The sequence below is a fragment of the Streptomyces sp. CA-106110 genome, from assembly GCF_050936285.1.
GTDB lineage: Bacteria > Actinomycetota > Actinomycetes > Streptomycetales > Streptomycetaceae > Streptomyces.
Genome location: NZ_JBNJNB010000001.1, coordinates 6,331,804 through 6,351,718, shown reverse-complemented (window position 1 = coordinate 6,351,718; position 19,915 = coordinate 6,331,804). Strand labels below are relative to the sequence as shown.

Sequence of the window (19,915 nt, the reverse complement as noted above, 5' to 3'; positions counted from 1 at the left end):
CCGACTGTCATGGGCAAGCCATTCGGTCGCTACCACCACAAGAAGGGCATTTCCTTGCTCTCAAGGAGACGTCGGGCGGCATCCACCGCCGCCCTGCTGTCCACCACGGCACTCATATCGACCGGATGGCTCACGACCACCGCGTCCGCCGCACCGTCGGCCACCGGGGCGCCCCATGTCAAACACCTGTGCGCCCACGCCACCACGCCGGGCCACGTGGCGTGCCTCGCCGAGGCCCGCACCGACGTCGTCCAGCACCTGACTGTCAGCCCGGACACCACCCCGTCCGGCTACGGCCCATCGGACCTGCAGAGCGCCTACAACTTGCCGTCCGCCACAGCCGGTTCGGGCCGGACCGTGGCGATCGTCGACGCCATGGACGACCCCAACGCCGAGTCCGACCTCGCCGCCTACCGGTCCCAGTACAACCTTCCCGCCTGCACCACGGCGAACGGCTGCTTCCGCAAGGTCAACCAGAGCGGCGGCACCACCTACCCGAGCGCGGACTCCGGCTGGGCCGGCGAGATCTCTCTCGACCTCGACATGGTCAGCGCCGCCTGCCCGCAGTGCCACATCCTGCTCGTCGAGGCCTCCTCCACGGACATGACCGACATCGGCAAGGCCGAGAACGAGGCCGTCGCTCTCGGCGCGAAGTACGTCTCCAACTCCTTCGGCGGAACCGAGGACCCGACCGAGACCACCGCCGACGTCCAGTACTTCAACCACCCCGGCGTCGCCATCACCGTCAGCGCGGGAGACAGCGGCTACGGCGTCCAGTACCCGGCCTCCTCCCCGTACGTCACCGCGGTGGGCGGCACCTCGCTCAGCCGCGCGAGCAACTCCCGCGGCTGGAGTGAGTCGGTGTGGTCCACCGACTCGACCGACGGCACGGGATCCGGATGCTCCGCGGACGAGGCCAAGCCCACCTGGCAGTCCGACACCGGCTGCAGCAAGCGCACCGTCGCTGACGTCTCGGCGGTCGCCGACCCGGCCACCGGCGTCGCGGTCTACGACACCTACGGCGCCTTGGGTTGGGACGTCTACGGCGGAACCAGCGCCTCGTCGCCCCTCATCGCGGCCACCTACGCGCTCGCCGGCACCCCGACCGCGAACAGCTACCCGTCCTCCGACCCCTACGGCCACAGGTCGGCGCTGAACGACGTCACCGCGGGCTCCGACGGCACCTGCTCGACGAGCTACCTGTGCACCGCGGGCTCCGGGTACGACGGCCCGACCGGCCTCGGCACCCCCAACGGCACCACCGCCTTCGCCGGCGGCGCCAACACGGTCAACTCGCTGCAGCCCGGCCAGAAGCTCACCTCCGGCCACCGCCTGAGCAGCGCGAACGTCACGTTTGCGATGGGCAGCGACGGCAATCTGGTCGCCTACCTCAAAACGAACGGCACGAGCAGCAGCGGCCCAGCGATCTGGTCCAGCCACACCTCCGGCCACTCTGGCGCCTACGCCTACATGCAGACCGACGGCAACCTCGTCGTCTACTCGAGCACCGGCAGCGCGCTCTGGTCCACCCACACCAACGGCCACACCGGCGCGTACTTCCTGGTGCAGGACGACGGCAACGTGGTGGTCTACGGCTCCGGCGGCGGGCCCAGCACCGGCGGCTCGCTGTGGTCGGACGGCACCTACACGCGGTCGACGAAGATCGGCTCGGGCCAGAAGCTCCTGGGCGGCTGGTGGACCCAGACCCAATACACCCGCCTGGTAATGCAGCCGGACGGCAACTTCGTTATCTACCGCAAGCGCGACGGCAAGGCGATCTGGTCCAGCCACACCTCCGGCCACTCCGGCGCCTACGCCTACATGCAGACCGACGGCAACCTCGTCGTCTACTCGAGCACCGGCAGCGCGCTCTGGTCCACCCACACCAACGGCCACACCGGCGCGTACGCCCTACTGCAGAGCGACGGCAACCTCGTCGTCTACACAAGCACCGGCGGACCCGGCAAGGGCGGCGCCCTGTGGGCCAGCAACACTCGGTCGTACGTGCCCTGAGCCGTACATTCTCTGGGAAAATGACGATGACCTGGGGAAAACCCCAGGTCATCGCCTAAGTAGAGTCCCTTGCCGGATTCGAACCGACGACCTTCGCTTTACAAGTTCGACTTCGGCTCACAGCGATCTGCCGGAACAATGAGCGGCGGCGGCTCTCCGATCCGCTGGAGGCCCGTTGGATCCGCCACCGTCCGACGACGTTGATGTCAGCAAGGGATGTCAGAGACTTTCTGATCCGTAGGCGCATGCAGCACCATCACAAACCGCTCGCCTGCTCGGATCTGTCGGCTCGTCCACCGATTACGGGCGAGCCACCGTACGCGGTTGTACGCCTCTGTTGATGTCAGCTACTGATGCCACGCAACCGGTCCTGAAAATACGGCTTCGCTCATGAAGCCGTGAACGGTCGCCCCGGACAGCACACTGACCGCTGTCTACCCCGCGCGGGCAGGTTTGCAGGTGAGCCGCCGCCCTACCTTGTCCGGACCGTAGCCGTGGCCTCCGCGCCGATGCGTGTGTAGTCGCCCGGGTACGTGACGGTGTAGACGACCGCTCCGGCCACGGGCGGGGTGTCGGTGAGGGTGAAGCTGCCGTCGCTGGCGACAGACGGCGTGCCCACCATGACGCCGCCGGGCGAGGCGGAGTCGGTGCGGGTCACCGTAACGGTGTACCCGTCAGTGAGCGGGATTCCCGAGGTGATCACACCCGTCAGGGTCAGCGGCTTGCCCCGGTGAGCAGTAGCGGGAGCCTGCAGCGAGAGAGTGGTGGAGACCCTGGCGGGCGAGCCGATCACGCGCAGTGTGACGGGGCCACCGCCCTGTGGCTGCGTGAGGGCGAGAAGTCGGTCAGCGAGGGGAGTCCACGCCAGACCTGCGGGCACCAGTTCATCGGTGAGGTCGTAGCTCTGCAGGGCTGTGCTGTCGTCGGGCTGGAAGATGGAGAGGTCATGCGAGTCCTGCCCCAGGACACCGGCAGCGATCCTGCTGTCCATCGCGACGGCCACCGCGTTCGCCCCGGGTCCGGTCGTGTAGCTGCCGTCAACGCTCAAGTCCGACATACGGAATGCCTGCTCGTCGGACGCAGATCCGCCGGCCGTCACGATATGGGTGCCGTCCTGCGTGACGGCCATGTCCTGAAGCCCACCGCTGCCCGCGTCGGAGGGGAAAGCTGTGTACGCCGTCGGCACCGGTGGGTTGGACGACATGTCGTACACCTGGATTTCTGTTGTGCCCAGCCAGGTCGAACCGGCGGCCAGCACCGGAGCAGTGTTGGACGTCGTCAGGACCGGCGCGGACTCGAAGTGGTGGCTACCGTCCTGGTCCAGAGCGACATTCCATGTACTGCGGTCGAAAAAGCCCAGTTTTCCCTCCTGTGACGAGTCGTAGCCGAACCACACCCTGTCGCCTACGACAGCCAGATGACGCGGCTGGACATTGATGCCTGTCGGGATGCGGTTCGACTCCTGCAGAGTGCTCGTGTTGATCATGGATATAGCGTGGGCATCCGGTAGCGCTACGTAGAGGAAGCTCGAGTCGCCGCTCAACGCCAGTCCCTGCGCGCCGGGCTCGGAGTCGATCTCGCCGACTACCGAACCACTGAAGTCGGTGACCAGAACACTGTTGTCGGCGGGAGAACTGATGAACACACGCTGGTGGTCACGGTCCACCACGATGTCCGAAGCCGACGAAATCGGCAGCGTGGCACTGCTGTCGGCGACGCCGTCCGCGGCGGCCGGTACGGTGCCGGCGCCCAGCAGAGCCATCGAGCAGACCAGGGCGAAGGACACTGCATTTCTCTTGCCAGTCAAGTCCAGGATCTCTTCCGGTAAGTGACGGACCGAAACTGGTTTTCGGCCACGTGAGGGAGGCTAGAGGAGGGCTCTGACAACAGCGTCAACTTGAGTCACGCAGGAAGTCACAGGGATCGCACGGGCGTTGACCTCGATTGTTCTGCGGCGTGACGGCCTCGCCATGGGCGGCTGTCTGCCCGTTATGTCCCGTGCCGTGTCGGGGTGGGCCGTCGCATGACGCTGCGGGGGCGTCGGGTTCCACGGACCCGAGGGTGGTGCGGGTCTTCTCCTTCCTGGTCCTCGTCGGGGTGGTGACCAGCCGTCAGGGGGCGGCCGGGAGTTCGGTGGTGCGCTGCCAGGCGGTGGCGAACGCGGCCGCCCATGGCCAGGTGCGGTCGAGGTGGAGGGTGCGTCGGCGGGCATGGGCGGTGAGGCGGGCGGGCAGGTGGTACAGCTTCATCCGGATCGTCTCCGGCTCGGCACCGGCCAGCTCCGGCTCGTCATGCAGGAGGAGGAGTCGCATCCAGGCGTCGAGGTCTGCCGCGAGGGCGGCGGCCAGGATCCAGGCGGCGTTGAGCTGCCAGGACTTCGAGGGCAGCAGGGCGAGCCCGACCCGCTTGATTGCTTTCACGCGGTCCTCCACCTCAGCGTGATCGCGATACAAGGCATCGACGAACCACATCTGCCCGGAGGCTGGCACCCCGGAAAGCCCGTGGTGGGCGGGGATGTTGGTGGCGATGATCTGGTAGCGCCAGCCGGTGCGCTTCTCGAAGGCGGTCAGCTTCTTCGCATCCCGGCGCGAGGGTTTACCCGGCGCACGATCAGCCGCATCCCCTCGGGCCAGCCGGTCAGGTCGCGCACCCCGGTCAGCTCGGCGACCTGGTAAGACAGCCACTCGCCGTCGGGGCCCTTGATCTCGTGCACCTGGCCGTCCTGCCGCAGCGCGCAAGTCCACACCTGCTCGGGCAGCAGCGCGATCGCCCGCTCGTCCGCGGTGTTGATCGCCCAGCCGGTCACCCAGCGCACGCGGCGCCGGCTGGTGGTCAGCGCCTGCAGGTGCTCGAGGAGGGCGTGACTGAAGGCCGCACCGTCGATCCGGATCAGCAGCTTCGACCATATGGGCAGCGGTAGCTGGCGCAGAGCTGCGGCCAGGACGCTCTTGTGGTCGGCGACGTCGTTGGCGGCGGCGTTGCCACACCGCAGTAGCATCGCCGCGCACTCGCGGGTATTGGCCACCCACGCCCCCAGCGGATGATGCCCATAGCTGCCTTTGAACGTGCCGGCCGCCCCCTCCTTTCGGCTGCTGCAGGTCACGATGGTCGCGTCGAGATCCAGGACGTACCAGCCGGCCAGCTCCCGCCCGCACACCGAGATCCAGGGAAAGCCCCCGGGGCGCAGGGCGAGCATCGTCCACACCACGCGTCGTATCGCAGCGCGGACGCGCTCAACCCGCGCCGCCACCGGGCCGTCGATCGCCTCCAGGGCGCGGCGCAGGGTGCTGTCTGAGATCGGGCGCGGGAACAATCGCCGCCAGTGGTGCTGGAGTTGCTCGGCCTCCAGGACGTTGGTGGCGCCGAGCATGATCGCGCAGGCGAGCATGACCAGGGCCTCGCCGCGGTCACGCCAGCCCGGCCCGGTTCCCTGGGGCAGGGCTCGGGCCAGGGCCGTGGTCAGTCCGGTCTTGTCAGCGATCCTGCGCAGGAGCACGACGCCGGCGTGCCCCACGAGGTTGCGGTCGTCGGCCCGCACGCCGAGCCGGTGGTCCCAGCGGGTACTCTTCACCTTCCGGGTGCCTCTTCCCCGCGACGTTCTTGATCTAGGCAATCCAGATCATCGCAGGTGAGAGGCACCCTTCTGCTGTCAAGGCGTCAGTTCCACTTCATAGCTGAATACATGAGGTTGATGCGACGTTCCGCTTTTCAGGCCGTGTCCTGGAGTGACAAGAGCTGCTCACTTCGGGCGTCCACCACCGCCGACAGTTGCCGTTGTGCGCGGCTGTTGGCGTACTGGTTGGCGTAGATGCGAGGGCCGAGGTCGCGGTAATCGGGGCCTGCAACCACCGCTCAGCACCAATGGATCCCTGCTGGTGGACGCGGTCAGGACGCGTGCGATGATGCGCGCCTCTCGTCCGAAAGGAACCCCGACGCTATGCCATCGCGCAAGTGTCATCTGCTCGCCGTCACGGCCGTCACCGGCGCACTGCTGCTGCCGCAGGCTGTCGCCCTGGCCCCCGCCACAGCCGCAGCGGCGACTGCGACGGATGTGTCCACATCGCTGCCCGCCCGGCCGACCTCGGCACCGTCGGCGGACCAGATATCCGGGTCCGGTCAGGTGGTTGTCTGGAGCCAGCAGACGTCCGCCGACTTCCGGCCGCACGGCTGGGTCGCGACCCAGGGAGGCACGCCCCAGGATCTCGGGCCGCTCGCCGACACCACTGATACCGTGCAGGTCAACGCGGTGTCCGTACAGAACGGCGTGGTGGCCGTCGCCACCTCGACGAATCCCAACGGCGCCCTGGCCGACCACGTCACACTCCGCCATCTGGACTCTGGAGCCGAGAGCACGCTCCCGGTCAATTACAACGATTCCGGGGCAGCGGGCACCGAGCGCTACCGTGGGCAGGCCGGTGACGGCATCCTCATCGAGCAGAGCTACCTGCAGGGCTCGGAGTATCGGGTTCGCCTGATTCTGCGTACTCCTGGCAGCGAGGACCGGACGCTGCTCTCCGACGACTCGCAGTACGAGGTCCTCGCCTCGGACACGAACGGCGCCCTGGTGTTGAGGAAGACCGCCACCTGGCAGTACGTCGTGGCGTATGTCGACTTCACCACCTCTGAGGTGGTCACCGTCGCCCAGCCCGCGTCCCAGATGCTGCCGCAGGGGCTGGAGCTCACTCCCAGCAGGGTGGGGGTCATCGACGGTGCCGTCCTGACGGAGTGGCAGCGGTCGGCGCCGGGCGATGGCCCGACCACCGTCACCCTGCCTGTCGACGGGGTTCGCTGGATCAGCGACGACACCCTTGCCTGGACCAGCTGGAACCCGGCGGGCACCGGCAGCGAACTCTTTGCCATGTCCAGGGACGGCTCCGCGCCGGCGGCGGATCTCGGCGGGACGTTCACCGACGTCTCGGTGGGCGACGACGGCCGGATGCGGGTGTCGCTCTACCGGCCGGACGTCGACGCCCGGATCCAGACCCTCGTCGCCGGACGGGTGTCCACGGCCGCGGGCGATGCCACCACGATCCCTGCCGGCCCGGCCCGGTTGGACGCCATGGCGCTTTCCGACGGCGTCCTTTACACCAGCGACGACTCCTCCCGGCGCAGCGGCGTCCTGCTCAGCAGCAAGCTCTCGGTGGGTACGGCCGCCGCTTCGGCGAGCGGCCCCTCACGGGTGATGGCCTACTCCAACGGGATCGTGCATCCCACGCTGGCTGCCGCCGGCGGCCGGGTCCTGACCGATCAGGGCAGTGGCTACGAGGTCTACCAGGCCGGCAAGCAGATCGGTGCCGCCCTCCCGCACCCCGGGGGCGCCGAGGTGATGGACTTCGACGGGGAGCATGTTCTGTCGAATGACCCCAGCTCCATTGCCGGGCCTCTGCTGCAGACCGTCAGCAGCGGTGCGAGCAAGCATGTGCCGGGCGGCTCTGCACTTGACGGAGGCACCCTCTACTCCTCCGTCTCCGACGCCAGTGGCTCCGCCTGGTCCATCCGGCGTACAGACCTGGCAACTGGCACGGTGAGCACTGTAGCCACGGTGAACTGCCTTCCTGGAGGCCTGCAGGTGCGAGGCTCCTGGATCCTGCTGACCACCTGCGGGGCCGCGTCCACCAACGGCCTGCTCCTCAAGGCGGGGACCTCGACGCGCACCGCCGTGGACGCCTCCGTCCACACGCCGATCCTCGGCGCGAACGTGCTGTACACCTTCACCAGGACCTCGGGCAGCAGCACCGTCATGCTGAATGCCCAGGCGCTGGGCGTGGCAGGAGCCCAGACGCAGCCTCTGTTCGCCCTCCCGGAAAAGGCCGACAGTGCCGCCGCCGAACGGTGGGCCGTCGATCGCGATGCACCCTGGGCAGCCTGGATGGATGGCGCCGGAGTCACCCACGTGATCTGGGCCGGCGTTCCCACCGCCGCCTCGGCCGCCGCCCCGAGCGGCTTCAGCCCCAACGGCGACGGATCGGCCGACAACTGGAACCCCACCTGGGCCTACAACCGGCCGGTGAGCTGGACGCTCACCCTCAAGTCCGGCACCACGCAGGTCCGTTCCCTGACTGGTACCGCCTCCGACGGCAGGATCGCACCGGTGTGGGACGGAAAGACGGAAGCGGGCACAGCAGCCGCCGAGGGCGCATATGCCTGGACACTGACAGTGCGCGATACGGTGACCGGCCGGGCGGCGCCCGACATCAGTGGCAAGGTGACCCTGCGTCGGGCGGTCCCTGCGGCCTCCATCACGGCTCCGACCGTCGCGAGCACCGCGGCGACGAGCGCCGCGGTGCCGGTCGCCTGGTCGGCGAAGACCGCGGGCGTGAAGTCGTACGACGTCGGCTGGCGCGTCGCCACCCGTAACAGCAAGGGCTCTTGGCAACTGGGGCCGCTGCAGACCTGGCGCACCGGCACCACGTCCACCTCCGCGGTCTTCGGCAAAGCGAGCAGCCCGGTGAAGCCGGTACCCGGACTCACCTACCGGTTCTATGTCCGCGCTCACGACGACGTCGGCCAGACCGGTCCCTGGGGCAAGGCGGCGGCCACCGGCATCCCGATCGATGACCGTGCCGCGGCACTGCACTACTCGGGCACCTGGCAGTCGGTAGCGGCATCCTCCGCCTGGTCCGGCACCGAGCGCGCCTCCGCCGTCAAGGGCGCATCCGTGTCCTTCTCGGCGGACGGCACCCAACTGCGCATAGTGGCGACCCGGAAGTCGAACGGCGGGCGCTTCGCGGTCCTGGTGGACGGAAAGACGGTCGGCACGGTGAACACGTACGCCGCGAAGACCGCCTACCGGCAAGTGGTGTTCACCCGCACGCTGGGCGCCACGATCACTGCCCACAGAGTGCAGTTGAAGGTCCTCTCCGGCAGCGCACCCGGACGATCCACCGTCACCCTGGACGCCGTCATGGTCACCCGATAAGCCTGCCTGCCCGGCCGTGAGACTGCCACGACAACCGTCGTCTCACGGCCGGGGCCACCCTCAAGGACACGATGGTCGGCGCCGGCCAGTCCTTGGAGAAGGCAGCGTTGAGCTACCAGCACTCCGACGACGATCGTCTGCAGCAGGTTGCAACCGGACTGGACGCCATCGTCAGCAAGGCACGCCAGGAAGCTGCGGCCGTGCCAGAAGCTAAGCCCGCCGAAGCCGACGATCAACCTTCTGGCACGAATCCGGCACGCGACAACTGATCACGGTGGACAGCAAAAAGGGGCTCTCCTGCCGTATGCGTGGGTGCTGTGGCCTGGGCTGATACGTGAAACACGCCGCTTCCTGTGATCCTTGAGGTGTCTAGGCTCAAGTTTGATCAAGCAGAGAAACGGCGTGTCTGTCTTCAGCATATGGAAGCGGTCCCTGACGGCGGAAAACACCGTGGTCGAGGGCGTCCGGATCGATGAGAACGAACAATGTGTGGTCGTGTCGGTACGGCCCGATGCCCGCCGTCGGCAGCGGTGCGGCCGGTGCGGACGGCCGGCGCCCTGGTTCGACGCGGGGCGGGGCCGGCGTCGGTGGCGAGACCTCGACCACGGCGTGATGCGGGTCTTCCTGGAGGCCGACGCGCCGCGGGTGGACTGCCGCCGACACGGGGTGACGGTGACGGCGGTGCCCTGGGCCCGTCACGGTGCCAGACACACCTACGCCTTCGATCAGCAGGCCGCCTGGATGGCCTCGGAGTGCTCCAAGAGCGCGGCCGCACAGTTGATGCGGACTTCCTGGCGCACGGTCGGGGCGATCGTGGAGCGGGTGGTCGCCGACCGTGACCGGGCCGTCGACCGGCTGGCGGGGCTGACCCGGATCGGCATCGACGAGATCAGCCACCGCAAGGGGCAGAAGTACATGACCGTCGTGGTGGACCACGAGACCGCGAAGGTGGTGTGGATGGCCGACGGACACGGCAAGGACGTCCTCGACCGCTTCTTCGACGCCCTCGGCAAGCAGCGCACCGCCAAACTCACGCACATCAGCGCCGACGGCGCCGCCTGGATCGCCCAGGTCCTGGCCGACCGGGTCGCCTCGGCGGTGCGCGTGATGGATCCCTTTCACGTGATCGCGTGGGCCACCGACGCCCTGGATGTCGAACGCCGTGCCTCGTGGAACCGCGCCCGCCACCAGGCCGCCGACCCGGACACCGCCCGGGCGCTGAAAGACTCCCGCTTCGCGCTGTGGAAGAACGAGGCAGACCTCACCGATCGGCAGGCCGCGAAACTCACCTGGATCGCCGCCACCGATCCCCGCCTGCACCGCGCCTGGCGCCTGAAGGAAGCCCTCCGCGCGGTATTCACCCTGGCCAAGACCCGGCCTACCGCCGCCCTGTCCGCTCTGGACCGCTGGATCGGCTGGGCCCGCCGCTGCCGCATCGACAGCTTCATCGACCTCCAGCGCCGCATCCGCCGCCACCATCAGGCGATCCGCGCCGCCTTGACCACCGGCATGAGCAACGGACTGATCGAGAGCACGAACACCAAGACCCGCCTGATCATCCGACGCGGCTTCGGCTTCCACACCGCCGACGCCATCATCGCCCTCGTCATGCTCACCCTCGTCGGCGACCGCCCCACCCTCCCCGGCCGCCAACCCACCACAGAATGACCCACGCATACGGCAGGAGAGCCCAAAAAGGCCCGGGTCTCTGACCTGGGCCTTCTTTGTGGAGCGGGTGACGAGAATCGAACTCACGCCCTCAGCTCGGGAAGCTGCGATCATTTGAGGTCGGTTCGGGCGCTGACCTGGGCGAACGGCAGCGAGGCTGCTCTGTCGGGCCCGGCTGCTTTCACCGCGGTTCCCCGCTGTTCCCCGCTCGGTCTGGTGCGCTTGTGGTGCGGCGGTCACCTAAGGGCGCTCCAGGTGCTTGCCGATCACACGGCTGCTCTGCTCGATGAACGAGTGCATGGCGGTACGGCACCGATCCCGCCGGGATCGGTACTCAGGCTCTTCCGCGTTACCCTGTCGCCAGTAGGCTCCCAAGGCTTGGCCGGCGTCATTGACCTCGCGCAGTGCAGCCAACAGCCCAGCGTCGTTGGACAGGATCTGTAGCGCGCGGAAGCCAGACGATGACTCGCTAGGTCCCACTCGACCACGCGACCCTCATGGCTCAGGACTTGCTCTTCCCACACGCGGTTGAGGAAATCTCTGCTTGATGCCGCGACTTGAGCACACGCGTCCATGAGCAGCTCAACGGTCTTGGCGCGTGCCTCACTGCGTTTGTTCAGGTGCTGCCCCAGCAGAGCGATCGCTGCGCCGGTAATGGTTACTAGAAGCGTCCCCCTGCGTCCATGTCAGGAAGGCTGCCCACCAACACGCTTTCCAACTGTGTTGGTGGCGTGGTACGCGTCGTTCGGGGGCGTTCACCTGGGTTCATGGGTGGACGGTCGCCGGGTCGGGCTCGGCCATGGGTCTCGCCTGAACGGCGGTGAACGGGGCTGAATGAGACGGAAATCGAGACGGCCACGGTCGTGACTGATGCACCACCGAGCCCTCTACGAGAGATGGTCGTCGCAGTACTGGGCGAGCAAAGCGCTGGTGCCGGCACTCGCGGGGTCGGCGACGGCATCCAACTGTCCCTTGAACGTGGCTATGTCTGCCTTGCGCGAGCCCGGGCGCTGGGGCGGGACAGTCTTGACGATGTTCTGACACGTGGCCGGTTGACCCCGCGTTTCGCGCGGCGTTGGATCTACCCTGCCCGTGCGGGTGTCCGGGCAGAGAGCTGAGACGATGACTGAGGGTGCCGGACCCGGGCTGATAAGGGTGGTGTACTTCCATCAGACGTCTGCGCTGATGATGGGCGCGGGCGCGGTGTTGTCCGAAGGGTTGTTGCTGCTCTTGATCGGGACGACTCACCGGCTGGAGACCCTGCTGGTGGGCACGGTTGCGGTCACTCTGGGGTGCCTGGCGCTGCTGCCACTCGGTTTCCGTCTCCCCGCCCGGCTCCGCCGCAAGTACGAGCAGGCCGCGCAGATCGACGGTGTCGACGAACCGCGCGCCGGCCAGGACGCGGCGCGACGGCTGTCGCTACGGCGCACGGCCGGATTCGTCGGCGCGGGAGGCTGCTGGATGGTGCTCATCGGCGTTGCGTTCCATGAGGTGATGCCGCCCGTCATGTTGATTCCGGCAGCCCTGGCCGCGTGGGTGCGGTCCCGGGCGACAGCGGGCTGGGAGCGGGAGAACGGTGCAGCCCTATGGCAGGGCGTGCCCGGGGTCCTGGGTGCCCGAGGCCCGGTATTCCGTGTGCCTGCAGATGGCGGGATGTGAAACCACGACCGCTTCGTCCCGAAGCAACTTGAGCGGGCGCCCGACCTTGGGTTGGTGTGCTCCCTACCTGCGGCGACGGTCCACAGATGTGCGTGCACGTCCGCCGCTGTTCGTCGGCGTTGTCACGCACTTAGCCTCGATCCACCGGTCGGCTTTGAAGGGGTCTTTTGAGGTTTCGAGGGTCGGGCGTTGGGGCTGTGACTGGACGTGGGCGGGGGGTATTTGCTGGTCTGCCCAGCGTTTCCACGGTTCTGCTCCGGTCGGGCCCCTGGCGGGGCGGGATGGTCAGTGACGTCGGGCCGCCTCGGGTGGCGGGTGGACGGTGTCGAACAGTCGTGTCCAGGCGTGCTGCCAGGGCCATCGCTGCGGTAGGTGCAGTGTGAGGCGGCGGGCGGAGCGGGCGATCCTGGCGGGGACGTGGACGAGGTGGGCGCGCAGGGTGGCGGTGGTGGCTTTGGCGTGGAAGGCGGAGGTCAGGGCGCCGGTGGCCCGCAGCAGGTTGTAGGCCATGGCCCACAGGGTGAGCCAGGCGGCGTTGGCGTGGAAGTGCCCGGACGGCAGGTGGGCCAGTGCGGAGTTCTTGCTGTCGGCGATGACCTGCTCGACGACGGCGTGGTGGCGGTGTTCCCGCTCGGCCTGGAGGGTGGGGGCGGGGTTGTCGGTGAAGAACGGGTGGTAGCGCCAGGCGGGGAAGAGTTCGCCCTGCTCGCCGATGGTGTTGGGTTTGGCCAGGTCGCGGACCCGGCGCACGATGAGGCGGGCGGTGACCCGATCTGCTTTCTTCCGGCCGGCGAACGCGGTGTAGGCGGGTATCTCGGCGACTTCGGCGTCCGAGATGAGCTCGCCGCTCTCCGGGTCGGGCACGGCGGTGGGGTAGGTGATCTGCTGCCAGGCGGTGTCGTCGATGGCGGCGATGGCCCGTTTGATGGAGGGGTTCATGCCGGTGGTGAGGGAGAAGCGGGCGCCGGCCCGGCGGCAGGCGGCGATGACGCCGGCGTTGTAGAACTGCGAGTCGGCGCGCAGGATGCGCAGGCCTGTGCAGCCGGCCTCACGGGCGGTGGCCAGTGCCTCGCTGACGAATTTCGGGGCGCCGCGGGAGTCGGCCGCTTTGCCGCGGCGCATCCGCACGGTGGCGATCACCGGTCGGGAGGTGGGGGTGCAGATCGTGGCGAGCAGGGGGTGCAGGGTGCGGATGCCCTTGAACCGGCCGTACTCGCCACCCTGCTTGGTGCGGCCGTAGACGCGTTTGTGAGTGGAGTCGACATCGATGAACGCCTTCTCGCCCGCGCCGGGCAGCAGCGGGGTGTTCGCGGCCAGCGCGGCCAGGAACTGGCGGTGCACCGCGTGGAGTTGGAGGGCATGACCGTGGGTGAACGAGCGCAGGAACGTGCCCAGAGTGGACGGGGCACGGATACCTGCGAACAGCAGGGGCATCGCACCGTGCCGCAGCACGTCCAGGTCGTCGATGCTGTCCGCGCCCGCGGCCATGCCGGCCACGATGCTGGTGACCTTGGCGTCCGCCGCGGCACCCGCCCCGTTCTTCGCCCCCCTCAGCTTCACCTTGTCCGCCGTCAGACGGGCAAGCCCGCACCGCTCAGCCAACCGCATCACCGGGACCAGCCCGGCATACGCGACCAGATTCGCCTCATCGAACGCGGCGGACACCGCCGAAGTGGCATGGGAAGATTGCATCTCGCGGATGCACTCCGATTCTGTGGACATGGAACCCTAGGAAGTCCCATCGTCCCAGCTCAGAGGGCATCCGCGTCTTCATGTCCAAGCCCTGGACCGGCTATTGCCCGGTGGATCGAGGCTTAGACACTCACTGTTGCTGCCCGTTGATTCCGATCAATCGGACATACGGTGGATGCGACGGAATCGCCAGGCGCGGATCTCGCAGTAGAGCACGGCTGCCGCAAGTACGAAGAGCATGTCCTCTATGCACGCTGACCACGGTTCAGACATCCACCGGTGACCTATGACCGCCCACCCAGCGAGGAGCGCCACGGCGATGAGGTAACCGCGCAGACGCTCACGCAGCCGACGCGTCTCGTGTCGTTGTTCAACTGCCATGATGGCCCCGTGTCATCGCAGGATGGTGCCTGGTCACAAGCGTATGCTGTCCACCTTTGCACGGTAGGTCAACGCTCGTGCGGGGACTGGGTGTTGGATCACGTATCGGCTCGTTCTTCTGGAAGTGTCGCGGCCGCGTTGGCTATGCCAGCGGACCACTGCCTTGTAAGCCTGGTGGTCCTGGTTGGATGGTCTGCGCTGGTCACGCCACGGATGCTGCGACCAGGACGCTGGCTCGTTCCTGCACCGTCACGGACTTCGAGAGACCGTGGTTGACAAGTCGATGTGGCACGCCTGTGGCACACGAGCATCTGATCCGTAGCTCTATGTGGATCGGTCGCTGACGGTCATACCGGTCGCACCAAGGCCCTTCAAGGTCGCTACTGGACGGGATCAATTCTTGTGGTTGCGGTATTTCGCTGCTGTACGCCTTCGGCGGCGACCGAGGCACTGCTTGTGGCCGGCCAGTCCATCACCCTCAGCTCGGGCCACTGCTCGCGCCATCGCGCTGCCTTCGTCTCATAGACCGACCGAGGGGCAAGTGCCGGGTTCGGGCGGAGGACGAGGTTGAACATGTCCGACAGTCCGTGCGGGGCATAGACGCGCCAACGGCCGTCCGTCTCCACACGAATTCCCAGACAACACGTCGTTGCGGCGAAACTGTCGATCGCTGCCTCGGCGGAGTCATACGGCGGACACGGCACCCCGAACTTGGCTTCATACCAGAGGTGGACCCGCGCCTCGTTCCTGATCTCAACGTCTGCAGGCAGATCGGCGAAGACGTTCCGTCCGGCCTTGATTACTGCGTCCTCTGCTTCCCAAGAAAGATCGCTGCCGTCGAAGTAGATGACGTCGTAGTCCTTGATGCCGCTGGTCGGAGGCCTCTCTGTGACCACGTTCCATATGGTCTGGAACAGACACCCGGCCGCCACGTACCACCCAGGAAGGCCCAACGTCGCGGTCCGCGCCAGCACCTCCGTCAACACGTCATTACGCGAAAGCACCGCATGCAGAGAATCAAGTTGCTGGTCGAGAGGCAGTCGACTGATCACCAGCCCTGCCTACCACAAGTCGCCCATGGCCAGACCGTGTCTGCCTCAACAGGAGGCTCTACCTACACACCACTACGCGCGGCCCCTCGGGGCCGCCCTCGCGTCGCTCCCTCGTCAAGTGCGATCAGTAGTCGAAGAAGTGAAGGGCCGGGTCCCTGACCTGCCGCCGGTTAATCGATCAACGCTGCGACCTGCGACTTAGTTGTCGGTGGTTGTCAGCGTTGGTCGTCGTTGAGCACCCCCGTACGGCCCGGAGACGGCCCGAGGGGGTGTCGCCGTGTGCCCCTCGATGCGAACTACGGGCAGGACGGTCACTGAGGTCTGCTCGGCAGGTCAGTCGGTGGTCCGGGATCGGTGGTGGACGGCCGCGGTTGCTGTGGTTGCTGTACTTCCCTGCTGTACAGCGGTGGGGGATCATGTCGTGACTGGCGGCGTTGGTCGTGGGGGCAGGGACGGGAACGGCGTTGGTTCTTCGTGGGGTGGTCGAACTACTTGCGGCGAGTGTCTTGATCGCGGTGGCCTGCAACTACCGCAACGTTGCCCCATGGATCTGGGGTTGGTTGGACGCGGTCAATACTCGGGGGCGGATGATCGGGAAGACCCCTGAGCGCATGAGGGTCGTGCTTGGGATCATGGGCGTCGTAATCGCTGTGAAGGGACTCGTGACTCTGAGGAGCTGAGTCGGTGAGCCTGCCCACGCGATCGTCGGAGCGACTTTGGCCGGGAGTTTCAATGACCAAGTCAAGCGCCGCTGTCCTGGTCCTGGAGCACCACTTGGAAGATCGCGTAACCGCGCTGGGCCTGATCTGGCAAGAAGCTGACCTGCGAGTCTCCGGGCGACTCGTCGACGTTCCCCGCCTGTGGCCGTCCGATCGGGCATGCAGGGGGCACGCGTGGTCTTCTCCTGGCTTCCCCGGCCGTGAGTGCGATTCTTCCCATACTGAGCCTGCTCGACGCTCACGCGGTCGGCGGAGTCTCGCGAGCCCAGGCGAAAGGCATCGGTGCGCCCTGCGGGATCACCCAAGGATGGGGATAGCGAGCGTGGCAATCGGTGCAGCGCGCGACGAATGGATCGGCCTCGAGGTTCGTGAGAACGCTGTAGTGGCTGGAGGGCTGAGCCGGGAGCACGTACCCGTTCGCCGTCGTCTCCAAGCTGGGCCACGCCGGCGAGCATTGGCACGCGCGCTCTTCCGCGAACGGGTCGCCGTCGGGAGTCTTGGCCGTGTTCTTGAAGAGCTTGGCAGGTCCACAGACTGCCCGACGCGCCATCAGCTTACGGGGCCATGATCACTCGCCCCATGGCAGCTCCCGCCCAAAGCCGCTCCGCCGACCTCCGCGAGCATCGTGACCGTGGCGTTAGGCGTTGTAAAAGGGTTGATCCACCTCGGACGGATCGGCCTTGACCCAGTTGCGCTGCTGGTGGTCTAGGTGTTCACCAACCACTGACGCCCGTCGATGAGTTCGCGAACCGCATCAAGGTGGCCAGCGTGGCACGCGGTCTCAGTGATCACATGGAGCAGGACATCCCGAAGATTGTGCAGGCGCCACTCACCCTCCGGAAAGGGCCACCAGACCAAGTCGGCATCTGCAGATGAGGCGGCGATGACGGCATCCGCCAGGGACGCCTCATGGCGATAGCGGTCAAGGACATCGGCGGCCGGCAGCCCCGAAGCCACCTGCCATGCGCTGTCTTGGCTGCTCACCAGGTCGATGACCACCGGATCCCCAGCCACAACGGCACGGAAGTACAAACGTTCCACCGACAGCGTGAGGTGCTGCACCATCCCCAGGCAACTCCACCCAGAGGGCAGCACCGGGCGCCGCAGCGCCTCCTCGCTGAGCCCTTCCACTGCCCCCAACACGTGGTCTCGCTGCACCTGCAAGACACTCAGCAGCGCCGTGATCTCAGCGTCCACCACCACGGTCACTTCGCCACCTCCCGGATGCCACACTGCTTGATTGCTGCCAGGCACTCGATGGCGGCAGCGAGCGCGGTGATGCCACCCGCGCCTGCGTACTCGCTCGTGCAGTTCATGTGCTGCTTCCTCTCCCGAAGGGCCACCTGTGTACAGAGTTGGAAACGCTTTGAGCTGGGACTTCACTACCCCCAGCGGTCATCCTCCTCTCCGCGGTTGTGGTGTTGCCAGGCCCGGGAGGGCCCCGCCGGTTCGTTCTCCAGTCGACGCAGTGTCACCGCTTCACCAAATGCGACGACCTTTTAAGCCCAGAGAACTGGCAGTGCGTCACATCGAAAGGGCTACCACCTGCGCTTTTGGCCCAGACGGGGCCTCTTCGCGCTTGCTCGGATGTGGCCCGTTGAAGCACGCACACCGTAACCGGGTGTGGACGGTCCGCAGGAATACGGGGCCTCGACCGTGCAGCCGGGACCGCCGTCGGGTTCCAGTTCAGGAGCAGCAGCCTGAGCCGTCCGTGATGGGCTGTCCGCTGTGGAGGTCGTCGTCGTGGCCTGCGGTGATCCGTGCCCATTGCGCGGTCGGCAGTCCGTCCTTGCGGAACTGCTGACCGAGGGTTTCGTACGGCTGCGGCCAGCCTGGCGGGGAGTCCTCCCAGGTTTCCTGCCGTCCGTGGACGGTCATGTCGAGGATGCCGTAGGAGGGCGCCATGGGTTCGACGCCGCGACCGGTGGTCCAGTACGTCTCGTAGACGCGTTCTCCGTCGCGGAGGTAGCTCGCTTTCATTCCGAAGTGGCGGCCGGCGAGGAGCGGTTCGCGTGACTCGGCGGGTACGGAGTACCAGGGCATGTCCCAGCCCATGAAGCGACGGTAGCGTTCGGACTCGTCGAACGGGCCTTGGCAGAAGACGGCGAAGGTGACGTCACGCTGGTGCAGATAGGACAGTTCGCGGACCTGGCCGGTGAAGAAGGTGCAGCCCTCGCACTGGTCTGCGGCGGGGCGGCCGTCGTGCCACATGTGATACGAGACGAACAGTTGGGTGCGGCCCTCGAAGACATCGATCAGGGGGACCTCTCCGTTGCCTCCGACGAGCGGAGTTGATGGGTCCACCTCCGTCATGGGCAGCCGTCGCCGCGCGGCGGCGATCGCATCGCCCTCCCGGGTGTGCGCCTTCTCCCGGGCGCGCAGGGTGTCGACGGCGGTCAGCCACTCCCGGCGGGAGGCGACCGGTGGTTTGTTCACAGCAGTCATGCCCGTACTGACCCGACCGCACACAAGAACTCATCGGTAGAGCCTGAGGCAGGCCCTGCTGACCACGACCTCGCCGGAGTACACGGTCCTGGCGATGGAGAGGGCCCGTTGGCCGTGCGCAACGTCGGCTTGGCCTGCGGTCTGACGCCGGCCGCCGATAATCCCGATACAGACATAACCGAGGGCGACGATGCCGGCTGCCCGGGGCGCCGTCCGAACCATGGCCAGCACGCCGCCGAGCTGGTGAGCGGGGATCGCTGCCGCCCGCCCGGTCACTTTGTGCCGCGCAAGGCGGCGGGAAAAGGTGAGAGTGCAGGCAAAGGGACACCACCCAAACCCGCTCCGGCCCCAAACAACGCGTGGTCTCATCCCCAGTCCCGGTGAACTTGGAGCTGACGGTCCGACAGTTGCCCAGAACTGCTTGCGGAACCTGCGTGTACCGAGGTGTCCAGGCCACAGATCCAGCCGGCGAGGATCCGCAAGGCTTCGGAAGACGGCGAGCCGGGTTGAGCCGTATCCACGCACAACCACTGGCCCGGGTCACCGGGAAAGCTGAGGTTCTCGTACTCCAAAGTGACTTCGCCGAGCAGTGGGTGCCAGAGGTGTCTGGTGCCGTAGGAGAACTCTTCCACGTCGTGCTCGGCCCACCACTGGCGAAAGTCTTCGTCTGCGGCTGACAGCTGACTAATCAGCTCGGCCAGGTGCGGATCGTCCGGATTGCGACCCGCGTACAGATGCAAACCTGTGACGATCATCCGGGCAGCGTTGTCCCAGTCGAGAAACAGTTCACGTGCCACGGGATCGAGAAATGCGAATCGCGCCATATTGCGGTCGCTGGCCGGCACGGCCTCGAAATCGACAAACATGGCGCGGGCCATCCGATTGAGGGCAAGGACGTCCATGCGATCGCCCAGAATCATGGCAGGGGTATCCCGGAGAACCTCGAGCAGTGCGTACGCCCCGGGACGCACTCGCCGCGGAACCGCGGACCGGCTCACTCTGGCCACGGACCGCGGCCTGGCGAGGTTGAACAGGTGCACACGCTCGACGTCATCCAGTCGCAGGGCCCGGGCCACGGCCTCCAACACTGCTTCTGAGACGTTGCCCACCCGCCCGCGTTCCAGACGGATGTAGTAGTCGGCGCTCAATCCTGCTATTAGCGCGACTTCCTCACGGCGGAGTCCCGGGACGCGGCGACTCGCCCCGGCCATAACCCCGACCTCTTCAGGAGTCACCCGGGCGCGCCGCGAACGCAGAAAATCGCTCAGCTCCTTGTTGCCACCTGAGCCAGACGACGACGTAGCCATACCTTGAGGCTAGCTCTCCATCTGCAAGCCCAGCAAGACACACCGTAGAAACGCGTGGTC

Annotated in this window: 14 protein-coding genes; 5 read left to right on the top strand and 9 right to left on the bottom strand. The window is 67.1% G+C overall.

The features are described from left to right. Nucleotides 1-9 precede the first annotated feature (9 nt). Nucleotides 10-2,013, top strand: a complete 2,004-nt coding sequence (locus ACQEXA_RS29240; RefSeq protein ID WP_432929943.1) for a hypothetical protein — start codon at nucleotides 10-12, stop codon at nucleotides 2,011-2,013. Nucleotides 2,014-2,485: 472 nt separating this feature from the next. Here ACQEXA_RS29240 and ACQEXA_RS29235 read toward each other — a convergent pair whose 3' ends face one another. From ACQEXA_RS29235 to ACQEXA_RS29220, 4 genes are all read right to left on the bottom strand, one after another. Next, on the bottom strand, nucleotides 2,486-3,820 hold the full coding sequence (locus ACQEXA_RS29235; RefSeq protein WP_432929945.1) for a YncE family protein: 1,335 nt from the start codon (nucleotides 3,818-3,820) through the stop codon (nucleotides 2,486-2,488). A 304-nt stretch (nucleotides 3,821-4,124) separates the two neighbouring features. Further along, nucleotides 4,125-4,502: a transposase gene (locus ACQEXA_RS29230; RefSeq protein ID WP_433130488.1), complete on the bottom strand. Its 378-nt coding sequence runs from the start codon at nucleotides 4,500-4,502 to the stop codon at nucleotides 4,125-4,127. A gap of 77 nt (nucleotides 4,503-4,579) precedes the next feature. Further along, nucleotides 4,580-5,584, bottom strand: a complete 1,005-nt coding sequence (locus ACQEXA_RS29225; RefSeq protein WP_433131531.1) for a transposase — start codon at nucleotides 5,582-5,584, stop codon at nucleotides 4,580-4,582. A gap of 137 nt (nucleotides 5,585-5,721) precedes the next feature. Then, complete coding sequence (locus ACQEXA_RS29220) at nucleotides 5,722-5,862, bottom strand: hypothetical protein (protein WP_432929948.1); 141 nt, start codon at nucleotides 5,860-5,862, stop codon at nucleotides 5,722-5,724. Nucleotides 5,863-5,950: 88 nt separating this feature from the next. On the opposite strand from ACQEXA_RS29220, the gene ACQEXA_RS29215 reads away from it, so the two are divergent. The 4 genes from ACQEXA_RS29215 to ACQEXA_RS29200 all read left to right on the top strand — a co-directional run bounded on the left by ACQEXA_RS29215 (nucleotide 5,951) and on the right by ACQEXA_RS29200 (nucleotide 12,259). After that, a complete protein-coding gene (locus tag ACQEXA_RS29215; protein WP_433131529.1) occupies nucleotides 5,951-8,932 on the top strand; it encodes a hypothetical protein in 2,982 nt (993 codons plus the stop codon). A gap of 107 nt (nucleotides 8,933-9,039) precedes the next feature. Next, nucleotides 9,040-9,201: a hypothetical protein gene (locus ACQEXA_RS29210; RefSeq protein ID WP_432929952.1), complete on the top strand. Its 162-nt coding sequence runs from the start codon at nucleotides 9,040-9,042 to the stop codon at nucleotides 9,199-9,201. Nucleotides 9,202-9,334: 133 nt separating this feature from the next. After that, on the top strand, nucleotides 9,335-10,600 hold the full coding sequence (locus ACQEXA_RS29205) for an ISL3 family transposase (RefSeq protein WP_433131527.1): 1,266 nt from the start codon (nucleotides 9,335-9,337) through the stop codon (nucleotides 10,598-10,600). Between the two features lie 1,122 nt (nucleotides 10,601-11,722). Continuing rightward, nucleotides 11,723-12,259 (top strand): hypothetical protein, encoded by a 537-nt coding sequence (locus ACQEXA_RS29200; protein ID WP_432929956.1) that lies wholly within the window; start codon nucleotides 11,723-11,725, stop codon nucleotides 12,257-12,259. Between the two features lie 285 nt (nucleotides 12,260-12,544). On the opposite strand, the gene ACQEXA_RS29195 is transcribed toward ACQEXA_RS29200, so the two are convergent. The 5 genes from ACQEXA_RS29195 to ACQEXA_RS29175 form a co-directional block, all read right to left on the bottom strand. After that, nucleotides 12,545-13,951 carry an IS1380 family transposase gene (locus tag ACQEXA_RS29195; protein WP_433131525.1) on the bottom strand — a complete coding sequence of 469 codons (1,407 nt, stop codon included), beginning with the start codon at nucleotides 13,949-13,951 and terminating at the stop codon, nucleotides 12,545-12,547. A 761-nt stretch (nucleotides 13,952-14,712) separates the two neighbouring features. Next, entirely contained in the window at nucleotides 14,713-15,384 is a 672-nt protein-coding gene (locus ACQEXA_RS29190) for a nucleotidyltransferase family protein (protein WP_432929958.1), read from the bottom strand. Between the two features lie 1,424 nt (nucleotides 15,385-16,808). Beyond that, on the bottom strand, nucleotides 16,809-17,312 hold the full coding sequence (locus ACQEXA_RS29185) for a DinB family protein (RefSeq protein ID WP_432929960.1): 504 nt from the start codon (nucleotides 17,310-17,312) through the stop codon (nucleotides 16,809-16,811). A 477-nt stretch (nucleotides 17,313-17,789) separates the two neighbouring features. Next, nucleotides 17,790-18,548: a DUF899 family protein gene (locus ACQEXA_RS29180; RefSeq protein ID WP_432929962.1), complete on the bottom strand. Its 759-nt coding sequence runs from the start codon at nucleotides 18,546-18,548 to the stop codon at nucleotides 17,790-17,792. 365 nt (nucleotides 18,549-18,913) lie between these two features. Then, nucleotides 18,914-19,855 carry a helix-turn-helix transcriptional regulator gene (locus ACQEXA_RS29175; RefSeq protein WP_432929964.1) on the bottom strand — a complete coding sequence of 314 codons (942 nt, stop codon included), beginning with the start codon at nucleotides 19,853-19,855 and terminating at the stop codon, nucleotides 18,914-18,916. Nucleotides 19,856-19,915 lie beyond the last annotated feature (60 nt).